The sequence below is a fragment of the Sphingomonas sp. genome (assembly GCF_051962185.1).
Taxonomy (GTDB): Bacteria; Pseudomonadota; Alphaproteobacteria; order Sphingomonadales; family Sphingomonadaceae; genus Sphingomonas.
In genome coordinates this window covers 1-9,940 of record NZ_JBQCCN010000302.1, presented here as the reverse complement: position 1 = coordinate 9,940, position 9,940 = coordinate 1, and the positions used below count along the sequence as shown (strand labels likewise).

10 protein-coding genes and 1 tRNA gene are annotated in these 9,940 nt (G+C 65.8%); 8 read left to right on the top strand and 3 right to left on the bottom strand.

Annotation, left to right across the window (positions count from 1 at the left end; all coding sequences use genetic code 11):
• Positions 1-162: 162 nt before the first annotated feature.
• Entirely contained in the window at positions 163-1,767 is a 1,605-nt protein-coding gene (locus ACTHJR_RS18560; protein WP_440524908.1) for a M20/M25/M40 family metallo-hydrolase, read from the bottom strand.
• Between the two features lie 206 nt (positions 1,768-1,973).
• Between ACTHJR_RS18560 and ACTHJR_RS18555 the strand changes: the two genes are divergently transcribed.
• A tRNA-Tyr gene (locus ACTHJR_RS18555) sits at positions 1,974-2,059 on the top strand.
• 46 nt (positions 2,060-2,105) lie between these two features.
• On the opposite strand, the gene ACTHJR_RS18550 is transcribed toward ACTHJR_RS18555, so the two are convergent.
• Complete coding sequence (locus ACTHJR_RS18550; protein WP_440524907.1) at positions 2,106-3,113, bottom strand: YncE family protein; 1,008 nt, start codon at positions 3,111-3,113, stop codon at positions 2,106-2,108.
• 69 nt (positions 3,114-3,182) lie between these two features.
• Positions 3,183-3,386, bottom strand: a complete 204-nt coding sequence (locus ACTHJR_RS18545; RefSeq protein ID WP_440524906.1) for a hypothetical protein — start codon at positions 3,384-3,386, stop codon at positions 3,183-3,185.
• Between the two features lie 297 nt (positions 3,387-3,683).
• On the opposite strand from ACTHJR_RS18545, the gene ACTHJR_RS18540 reads away from it, so the two are divergent.
• The 7 genes from ACTHJR_RS18540 to ACTHJR_RS18510 all read left to right on the top strand — a co-directional run.
• On the top strand, positions 3,684-4,691 hold the full coding sequence (locus ACTHJR_RS18540) for an SPFH domain-containing protein (RefSeq protein ID WP_440524904.1): 1,008 nt from the start codon (positions 3,684-3,686) through the stop codon (positions 4,689-4,691).
• 10 nt (positions 4,692-4,701) lie between these two features.
• A complete protein-coding gene (locus ACTHJR_RS18535; protein WP_440524903.1) occupies positions 4,702-5,376 on the top strand; it encodes a DUF4178 domain-containing protein in 675 nt (224 codons plus the stop codon).
• Complete coding sequence (locus ACTHJR_RS18530; RefSeq protein ID WP_440524901.1) at positions 5,373-6,947, top strand: DUF4178 domain-containing protein; 1,575 nt, start codon at positions 5,373-5,375, stop codon at positions 6,945-6,947. The genes ACTHJR_RS18535 and ACTHJR_RS18530 overlap by 4 nt, the downstream gene beginning before the upstream one ends.
• Positions 6,947-7,096 (top strand): hypothetical protein, encoded by a 150-nt coding sequence (locus ACTHJR_RS18525; RefSeq protein WP_440524899.1) that lies wholly within the window; start codon positions 6,947-6,949, stop codon positions 7,094-7,096. Before ACTHJR_RS18530 ends, ACTHJR_RS18525 begins: the two co-directional genes overlap by 1 nt.
• Before the next feature lie 15 nt (positions 7,097-7,111).
• A complete protein-coding gene (locus ACTHJR_RS18520) occupies positions 7,112-7,321 on the top strand; it encodes a DUF350 domain-containing protein (RefSeq protein ID WP_440524898.1) in 210 nt (69 codons plus the stop codon).
• A gap of 142 nt (positions 7,322-7,463) precedes the next feature.
• A complete protein-coding gene (locus ACTHJR_RS18515; protein ID WP_440524896.1) occupies positions 7,464-9,017 on the top strand; it encodes a polyamine aminopropyltransferase in 1,554 nt (517 codons plus the stop codon).
• Positions 8,996-9,940, top strand: a 945-nt coding sequence (locus tag ACTHJR_RS18510; protein WP_440524894.1) for an NAD(P)-binding protein, incomplete at its 3' end; no start/stop codon positions are given. The genes ACTHJR_RS18515 and ACTHJR_RS18510, both read left to right, overlap by 22 nt.

The window sequence follows — 9,940 nt, the reverse complement described above, 5'->3', positions numbered from 1 at the left end:
GCGCCCCCCGCAGCGGGGCGGCGTTGGGGGGGCTTGGCTTGGACGGTGGCATCTACGCGCCATGAATACCTCGCCGCCCCGGCGGCGGCGGGGGCCGCTGGCAGTCGGTGCGGCGCCCCGTCACGAGGCGGCCCCGGCCTACGCCGGGGCGACGGTTGGGAGTTATTCATCGGCATAGGCAAAAGGATCCGTCTTGCTCGGCTGGGTTGGCAGCGGCGGGCGCGGCAGGGCGTCGCCGTTCGCCGCATTCCACAGGAACGCGGCCAGGATGACCGCCGCCTGGCGCATGTCGTCGCCCTTCAAATGATCATACGTGTCGATCGCCGTGTGATGGATGCGGCTGCCATAGTCGAGCGGATCCTGGATGAACTGAAACCCGGGCAAGCCGACCGCCTGCATGAAGACATGGTCGGTGCCGCCGGTCTTGCGGATCACCACCGACGACGCGCCCAGCGAATTGAACGGGGTCAGCCATTCCTTGAAGATCGGCACCACCGCCGGGTTGTTCTCGGCATAGATGCCGCGCAATTTGCCCGAGCCATTGTCGATGTTGAAATAGGCGGCCATCTTCGACCAGTCGCCTTTGGTGGCGATCGGCCAGCGATTGGCCCATCCCTGATAGCGCGCGAGCCCGGTCAGCTTGGGATCGTTGGGATTGCCGCGCGTCGCGAAATGGTTCTCGACATAGGCCAGGCTGCCGAGCAGCCCCTGCTCCTCGCCGGCCCAGAGCGCGAAGCGGATCGTCCGCTTCGGCTTGACCTTGAGCGTCGAGAGGATGCGCGCCGCCTCCATGATCATCGCGCTCCCGGCGCCGTTGTCGGCGGCGCCGTCCCCCGCCACCCAGGAATCGAGATGGGCGCCCGCCATCACATAGCTGCCGTCCTTGGCGCTGCCGGGAATGTCGGCGATGATGTCATAGGCGTTGACGTCGCTATCGTCGAAACGGACATCGTTGTTGATCGACACCGTCGGATGGGCGCCGACGATCGAGAGCCGCACCAGCCGGCGATAATCCTCCGCCGCCATCTCGACCCCCGGCGTCTTCACCGTGTCGCCGACGCCGAACAGATAGCCTTCGCCATGGACCAATTTGCCGTCGAGCCGTGACTTGCTGACATAGGCGACCGCGCCTTCCTCCTGCAGGAAGGCGTCGAGCTTCCTGGCGAAGTCGAGCCGCTTCATGCCGCGCTCGGCGGCGGCGGGGTCGTATTTGGGCGGGACGAACTGATCCATCTTGGCGAGGTCTTCGTCGGTATAGCGTTTGAACGGCGCGTCGCCGGGCTCGGAGCCGTCGTCGGGCTTGGTCACCAGCACGATCTTGCCCTGGAGCTTGCCCTTCCACTTGGCGAAATCGGCCGGCGTCGCCATCGGCGCGACGACGACTTCCCCCGACACGGTGCCGTTGGTCGCGGGCGTCCAGGCGATCGGGATCGCGGTCAGCTGGATCGGGCGCGGGCTGGTCATGCGCACCGACGAATTCTCGATCCACCAGCCGCGGCCGAACTCGAACGGCTCTTTATGGACGTTCGACAGGCCCCATTCGCTGAACTTGGACGAGGTCCAAGCCTCCGCCTTGCGCATGTTGGGCGAATTGGTCAGCCGCGGGCCGATCTGGTCGGCGAGATATTCGGCGGTGGTCATCACCTGCGACCGGTTGAAGCCTTCGTCCATGATCCGGTTGACCATCGACAGGTCGGCCGATTGCAGGGAAGCGGGAATGGCGGTGACGGCGGCGGCCGCGACGAAGGCGGCAATCATCTTGCGCATGAACGGTGAGCTCCCCCGGGGATGGAATGGCGCGCACGCTATTGCCGCCGCGCCACCCGCGCAAGACTGTGTCATCCGGATCGCACGCTTGCCCTGCGCGAAGGGAGAAAAGCTTGCCGTCACCGCGTTGACATGGGCGCGCGGCTTGGGCATGGGGCGCCCTCGCTTTCGAAGCGACCGCCCTTTCGCAAAGGGCGAAGACCTGGGGACAGGTGGCCGAGTGGTTAAAGGCAGCAGACTGTAAATCTGCCCGTGCAAGCGTACGCTGGTTCGAATCCAGCCCTGTCCACCATTTCCCGATAAGCGTTCTGACGACCCGGCGGCGGTACGAACGCTCGCTACCGCGCCGGCGCGCTCAGTACGAGAATGGCGGCGGACGCGCCGCGCGCCGGCACCGCCACGAACAGCTGACGACGTTCCGGGACGAACAGCCCTGTGCGACCGCCGGGCGCCGTCGTCACCGAGATCGGCGCCGCCTTCGGATCGGCGAGCGACGCCACATAGACATGCCCCGCACCGCACACGAGATAGAGCCGCTCGCCATCGACGAACAGATCGTCGGCGTCGCCGCAGGCGGGTCGGACGGCGACGATCGCGCCGTCCGATTGATTGCGCAATTCGAGCGCGGCGGGGAGCCGATAGGCGATTGCGAACCACTTCCCCGCCGGATCGAGCGCCAATGGGAAATTGAGATGGCGCCCCCCGGTTTTCCATGTCGCCAGCGCCTTGCCGCTATCGAGATCGCCCGCGACGATCTCCCCGCGATCGGGGACGTTGACGATGAAGCGCGACCCGGCCAGGCGGAAACCCTCGGGATGGGCGGGGAGCGGCACGCTTCCGATCACGCGCCGTGACGCCGGATCGACGATCGCCAAGGCGCCGGCGCCATAGCCGATGACGACATTGCCCTGTCGTGGGTCGATGCGGACATTGTCGGCATCGTCGCCGAGCACGATCCGGCCGAGCGGGCGCCGGGTGCGCGTGTCGTAGAAGCCTACCGATCCATCGCCGCCGGCGACGACCAGCTGGGCATTGTCTAGCGTGACGCCCAGGCCCTGCGGCTCCTTCAGGCCGGTGATGCGATCCACCACTTTCCCGGCGTCGAGGTCGATCACATCGACCGACCCATTGCCATATTCCGCGACGAACAGCAGGCGGTGCGCTAGGTCGACGGCGAGATGATCGATCCTGCCCTTCACGTCGGGCAGCGCGATCGTCCTGACCAGTTTCAGCGGCGACGCGGCATCAGTGGGGGAGATCGACCGCGTCGAAGCGCTGCAAGCGCTCGCGCAGAGCATGGCGCCTACTGCCACCATTGCCCGGATCCGCCATCCGAATCGTATCATTCGGCCGCTCCTTCTTCGGCATATCGACAGTATCCCGCCTCGCCGCGGGTGCCGCCCGGCCACCCGGTCCTAGCCGTCCGGCGCCCCCTCTACCGGCAGTTCGGAACTCGACTGCGGCGCGGTCCCGTCCGACGCCGAGATCGCCAGAAACGCGCTGATCGCAGCAACCACCGCGACCGCACCGAACAGAATGAGCCGCTTGCGGACCTTGGTCCGGCCGAACCGAGAGGAACGCCGCCGACGCGTTCTGCGCCGAGATACCGGCTGGGTCATGCGCCCCGGCCCGGCACGAGGATTTGCAGGATCAACGTTGCCAGGCCTCCCTCTTTCTCCATACGGATAGGCCGCTCCCCACTCGGCCTTCCCTGGTTGGTCCGCAATCAAATACACTATCGCGCCGACTTCAAGCCCCACCGCGCTGCCCGCGCCTTCCCTGTTTTTTCGCTGATCGCGTATTAGCTTGCTGACACACTCTCGCTTGTCGGCGCGCGATCGGCTAGGTTCTGCCCGGAAAAACGGCCCTCGCACCGCCGCCAAAGCCTGATAGATTGCGCATCGTCGTAGGAGGACATGATGGGTCTGGGTGATTTCCTGAAGAAGCAACTGGTCGACGTCATCGACTGGGTCGACGAGCCGGGCGTGCTGGCGATCCGCTATCCGATGCAGGATCGCGAAATCCAGAACGGCGGCCAGCTGACCGTGCGCGAAGGCCAGGTCGCGATGTTCTACAACGAAGGCAAGCTGGCCGACGCGTTCGAGCCGGGCCAGCACACGCTCAACACGCAGAATCTGCCGCTGCTGACCGCGATCATGAATTGGGACAAGGGTTTCCGCTCCCCGTTCAAGGCCGACGTCTATTTCTTCACCCAGCGCGAGCAGACCGGGCTGAAATGGGGCACGCCGCAGCCGATCACGGTGCGCGACAAGGAATTCGGGCCGCTGCGTATCCGCGCCTTCGGCAGCTATTCGTTCCGGATCGAGGACGTCGCCACCTTCGCGGTCAAGATGATGGGCTCGCTCGACCGGCTGACCGTCGCCGATCTCGATCAGCAATTGCGCGCCGTCATCAACACCGCGATCGCGACCGCGCTGGGCGGCGGCGAGATCGCGTTCATCGATCTCGCCGGCAACCAGCAGGCGATGTCCGACAAGCTCAAAGGCGCGGTCGAGGCCGGGTTCAAGGAATGGGGCCTGTCGTGCCGCACTTTCTTCGTTGAGAGCGTGTCGCTGCCGGAGAATGTCCAGGAATATCTCGACAAGGGCAGCCAGATGCGGGTGCTCGGCAATCTCGACCAATATGCCAAATTCCAGGCCGCCGATTCGATCCAGACCGCGGCGGCCAATCCCGGCGGCATGGCCGGGATCGGCGCGAGCGCGGCGGCCGGCATGGCGCTCGGCCAGACGATGGCGGCGGGGCTGAGCGGGATCGGCGCGCCGAGCAGCACGCCGGCGGCATCGGCGCAGGCCGAGGTCGATCCGTACGAGCAGATCGAGAAATTGCACAAATTGATGGTTGCGGGGGCGATCACTCAAGAGGAGTTCGACGCCAAGAAAACCGCGCTATTGGCCAAGATCTGATCGCGCCGCGGTGCTCGACGCCACTTGCCCCAATTGCGGCGCGCCAATCCGGTTCAGGTCGAACGACCTGCCGGTCAAGGTGTGCGACTATTGCCGGACATCGGTGTTGCGCACCGGCGACAGCCTCCAGGCGATCGGCAAGATCGCCGAGGTGCCCGATGACGTCAGCCCGCTGCAATTGGGGGTCCGCGGCCGCGACGGAGCGCACAGCTTCGAGTTGATCGGCCGCGTCCGCTGGCGCTATGCCGATGGCGCGTGGAACGAATGGCTCGCGCTGTTCGACGACGGCTCGACCGGCTGGGTCGGGGAATCGATGGGCCGCTACATGATGCTGCGGCAGCTTCCGGAGGAGCAAATCCCGCCGGGGGTCATGCGCTATGTCCAATCGGGGCAATCGATCAAGATCGGCGGCGAGATCAAGATGGCGGGGGTCGACTATATCGTCGCCGACGCCAAGCACGTGACCTGCGTCGCGAGCGAAGGCGAATTGCCGTTCAACGCGCCGCTGGGTCTGGCCGCCTATAGTATCGACTTGATGGCCCCCGGCGGCGAATGCGCGAGCATCCAGAAGGACCAGGACGGCGAGGTCGAGGCCTATACCGGCAATTACCGGACGCTGGCCGAGTTGCAGGCGACCGGGCTGCGCAGTTTCGAGGGCTGGCCGATGCCGGCCTATCGCGCATGAGCGACGACGCGCCCTCGCCCGCGCCTGTCCCCGAGGTCACCGCGACGCCGCCGGCGACGCCGCCCGCGCCTACCGCCCCCGCCTCGACCGTCCGCGCGCTGAGCTGCCCCAATTGCGGCGGCATCGTCAATGTCCGCGCCCAGGGCCTGACGGTCAGCGTGCTGTGCGAACATTGCGGCTCGACGCTCGACGCGACCAGCCCCGACCTCCAGGTCATCGCCCGCGCCAACGAGGCGCTCAAGAAGCCCCAGATCCCGCTCGGTACGCGCGGCACGCTCGACGGCCGGGTGTGGGAAGTCGTCGGCTATATGGAGCGGACCGACGAGGAGATCGGCTGGGCCGAATATCTCCTGTTCAATCCCTACGAGGGCTATGCCTTCCTGGTCGATGACGGGCGCCGCTTCAGCCTGGGTATCATGCTCGACCGCTTGCCGACGATGGGCTTCGGCAACGCACTGCAGCTCGACGGCCAAACCTATACGCGCTTCGGCGATACCTATCCGGTCCGCGTCACCTTCGTCGTCGGCGAATTCTATTGGCGCGTGGCGGTGGGCGAGACCGTCGACGAGATCGATTTCGTCCGCCCCGGCACGATGTTGTCGTGCGAGGTCTATGAGACCGAGCGCACCTGGACGCGGCTCGACATGCTCGATTGGGGCGTCGCCGAAAAGGCGTTCGGCATCCCGGCACGCCGTCGCGAATACGGCCGCCCCGCGCCGCACGAGCCCTCTCCCTACAAACGCCAGATGAGCGAAGCGCTGATCATCGGCTTGGTCGCCATCGTCACCGTCATGATCATCTCGACCTTCGCCGGCGGCGAGCGACAGATCGGCCAGACCACCGCCTACGTCGTGCTCGACGGGGCGGAGAAGAACGTCGTGATCCGCGGGCTCGACCTGCCCCCCGGCCATTCGCGCGTGGTGGTCGATGCCGATGCCGGCAATATCGACAATGCCTGGGTCGACCTGGATTATTCGCTGACCGATGAAAAGACCCAGGACAGCGTCGATACCTATGGCCTTGCCGAGCATTATTCGGGCAGCGACAGCGACGGGCCGTGGAGCGAAGGCGATCCGCGCCCCGAAGTCAGCCTGTCGAGCATTCGCGGCGGGCGATACGATTTGATCGTGACGCTTTCCGCGCATCGCTGGAACGGCGGTTCGGGCAGCAGCACCATCACCACTCCCGGTAATTCGTTCACTAGCACCGGTACGACGGGCACCCCGGGGGCCAGTCAGTCCCCATCCGGCGGCGCGTCGGATCAGGTAACGCAGAGTAGCGGGAACGGCACCACCTCGCCCGATACGTCGAGCATCAGCGGCTTCGCCAATTGGGGCAGCAACAGCAACGGCAATGCCGCCAGCGTGGGCGGTGAAACCATCCCGGTCACCGTCACGATCAAGAGTGGCGGCGTGTTCGGGGGCAATATCTTGCTCGCCTTCCTGCTGATCGCGATCTGGCCGCTGATCGTGCTGTTCAAGCAGATCGGGTTCGAAAAGCGCCGCATGGCCCCCGTCAGCGGCAGCGGCGGCGGGGACGATGACGACGACAGCTCGGGGGACGACGACTGATGAGCCGGCATATCGTGATCTACGGCCTTTATTGCCTGGGCGTAGTGTTCCTCTCGATGTTCGCGGTGCGCGACGGTTATTCGCCTTTCGCCACCGGCGGCGCGCGCGGGCCGATGATGTTCGGCTCCTACGGCCCCACCCATAAGTAACGAAAGGATCGGACCATGCTTTCCATCCCCATCCTCGTCACGACCCTGGTCTATACCGGCATCGGGCTGGTGATCTTCATCGGCGGCTTCTGGCTGTGGGACAAGATCTCGCCCGTCGACATGTGGGGCGAGATCTGCCGCGAGAAGAACGTTGCGCTGGCGATCTTCACGGGCTCGATCGCGATCTCCGTCGCGATGATCATTGCCGCCGCCATCCATGGATGAGCGGCTGGATTGGAGTTCAAGTCGGTTGCGCCAGGTTCATCGTCACCCCGGACTTGTTCCGGGGTCCAACCCTCCTCAACGGAATGCAGCCGTTGTTGCACGTTGGATGCCGGAACACGTCCGGCATGACGGCTAAACTTGTATGACTGAGCAACATGGCGGCCCCGTGCCGCAACAGGATGGCGTCGCCCGCCCTTCCCGCATCGGCGCGTTGCTGCTGGTTTCCGCGTTCGTCGTCGCGACCTGCGGCCTGATCTACGAATTGCTCGCCGGCACGCTCGCGAGCTATCTGCTCGGCGACAGCGTCACCCAATTCTCGACGATCATCGGCGCCTATCTGTTCGCGATGGGCATCGGCTCGTGGTGCTCGCGCTACGTCCGCAGGAACGAGCTCGCCACCTTCGTCCGGGTCGAAGTGCTGATCGCCGCGATCGGCGGCACCTCGGCGGCGTTGCTGTTCCTGTTGTTCGACCGCGTCCAGGATTTCCGTCTGCCGCTCTACGGCCTGGTGCTGGCGATCGGCTTCCTGGTCGGGCTCGAGATCCCGCTGCTCATGCGCATCCTCAAGGATCGGCTCGAGTTCAGCGATCTCGTCGCCAAGGTGCTGACCTTCGATTATGTCGGCGCGCTCGCCGCCTCATTGCTCTTCCCGCTGCTGCTGGTCCCGCATCTCGGGCTGATCCGCACCGGTTTCCTGTTCGGGCTGTTCAACGTCGGCGTGGCGATCGCGGTCATCGTCATGCTGCCGCAGCGCCGCCGCCTGACGCTCGAGCTGGTGGTCGCGATCCTGGTCGCGATCGTGCTCGCGGCCGGGTTCGCCGCCTCGGAGAAGATCGAGCGCACGGCGGAAGTCGCGGCTTATGGCGACCCGATCATCTATGCCGACGCGACGCCGTACCAGCGGATCGTCATTACCAAGCGCAACGAGGACCTGCGGCTGTTCCTCAACGGCAATCTGCAATTCTCGTCGCGCGACGAATATCGCTATCACGAAGCACTGGTGCATCCGGTGTTGAGCCGCGTCCCCGATCCGCGCGACGTGCTGGTGCTGGGCGGCGGCGACGGGCTCGCGGTGCGTGAGATTCTCAAATATCCGGCCGTGCGATCGGTGACTTTGGTCGATCTCGACCCGGCGATGACCACCTTGTTCCGCAAGAGCGAGATGCTGGTCGCGCTCAACCACGGCTCGCTACTGTCGCCCAAGGTGCATGTCATCACCGCCGACGCGTTCAGCTGGCTGCGCGCCAATCAGCGCAAGTTCGACGCGGTGCTGGTCGATTTCCCCGACCCGACCAATTTCGCGATCGGCAAGCTCTACACGGTCAGTTTCTATCGCGAGCTGGCCCGCGCGCTGAACCCCGGCGCGATGCTGAGCGTGCAGAGCACCTCGCCGCTGGTCGCGCCGAAGGCCTATTGGACGGTGTCGACCACGCTCGAAGCGGCCGGGCTAACGACGCGCGGCTATCATGTCTATGTACCGAGTTTCGGCGAATGGGGCTTCGTCCTCGCCTCCAACGGACCGATCGGCGGTCCCGGTAAACTGCCCGCAGGCCTGCGGTTCCTGACCCCGTGCACCGATGCGCTCGCCTTCATCTTCCCGCCCGATATGGCGCGGCGGCCGACCCCGGTGAACCGGCTCGACAACCAGGCATTGGTTCGCGAATTCGACGCCGAATGGTCGGTGTTCGAGGGCTGATGCGCTGGTCGCGTCGCACCGTGATCGCCGGCTCGGTCGCGGGCGCGGCGGCGCTCGGCGCCGGCGCGGTGGCGCTGCGGCCACGGGACGAGGCGATCCCGGGCACGCTCGGGGGCGCCGATTTCCGCCGCGGGCACACGTTGCAGCGCGGCACGTTCCCCGAAGCGTCGGAAACGGTACGAACCAAGGTCGCGATCGTCGGCGGCGGGGTTGCCGGCCTCGCCGCCGCCTGGACGCTTGCCGATGCCGGCGTCCGGGACTTCCGCCTCCTCGAACTGGAAGACCGCACCGGCGGCAATGCCCGGAGCGGGCGCAACAATGTCTCCGCCTATCCGCTCGGCGCGCATTATCTGCCATTGCCCAATGCCGAGGCGAAGGGCGTCATCCACCTGCTCGAACAGCTCGGCATCCTGACCGGCTGGCAGGATGGCAAGCCGGTCTATGATCCTTATCAGCTCGTCTCGGATCCCGAGGAGCGCCTGCTCTATCTCGGCAAGTGGCAGGAAGGGCTGGTCCCGCAAAAGGGGCTGAGCGAGACCGACGTCCATGACCTCAAGGCCTTTTTCGCCGCGATGAAAGCCTATGAGACGCGCCGCGACGCGCAGGGCCGCCCCGCCTTCGCGATCCCGATGGAGCTGAGTTCGCGCGACGCCGACCTGCTCGCCTTGGACAAATTGAGCTTCACCCAATGGCTCGACCAGCAGGGCTGGAAATCGCCGGTGCTGCGCGCGCATGTCCGCTATGCCTGCCGCGACGACTACGGCACCGAGCCCGACCAGGTTTCGGCCTGGGCCGGCGTGCATTATTTCGCCAGCCGCCGCGGCCATGCCGCCAATGCCGATCCCGACACGATGCTGACCTGGCCCGAAGGCAACGGCCATCTGGTCGGCCGGATGGCGGCGCGGCTCGAGGATCATCTCGAT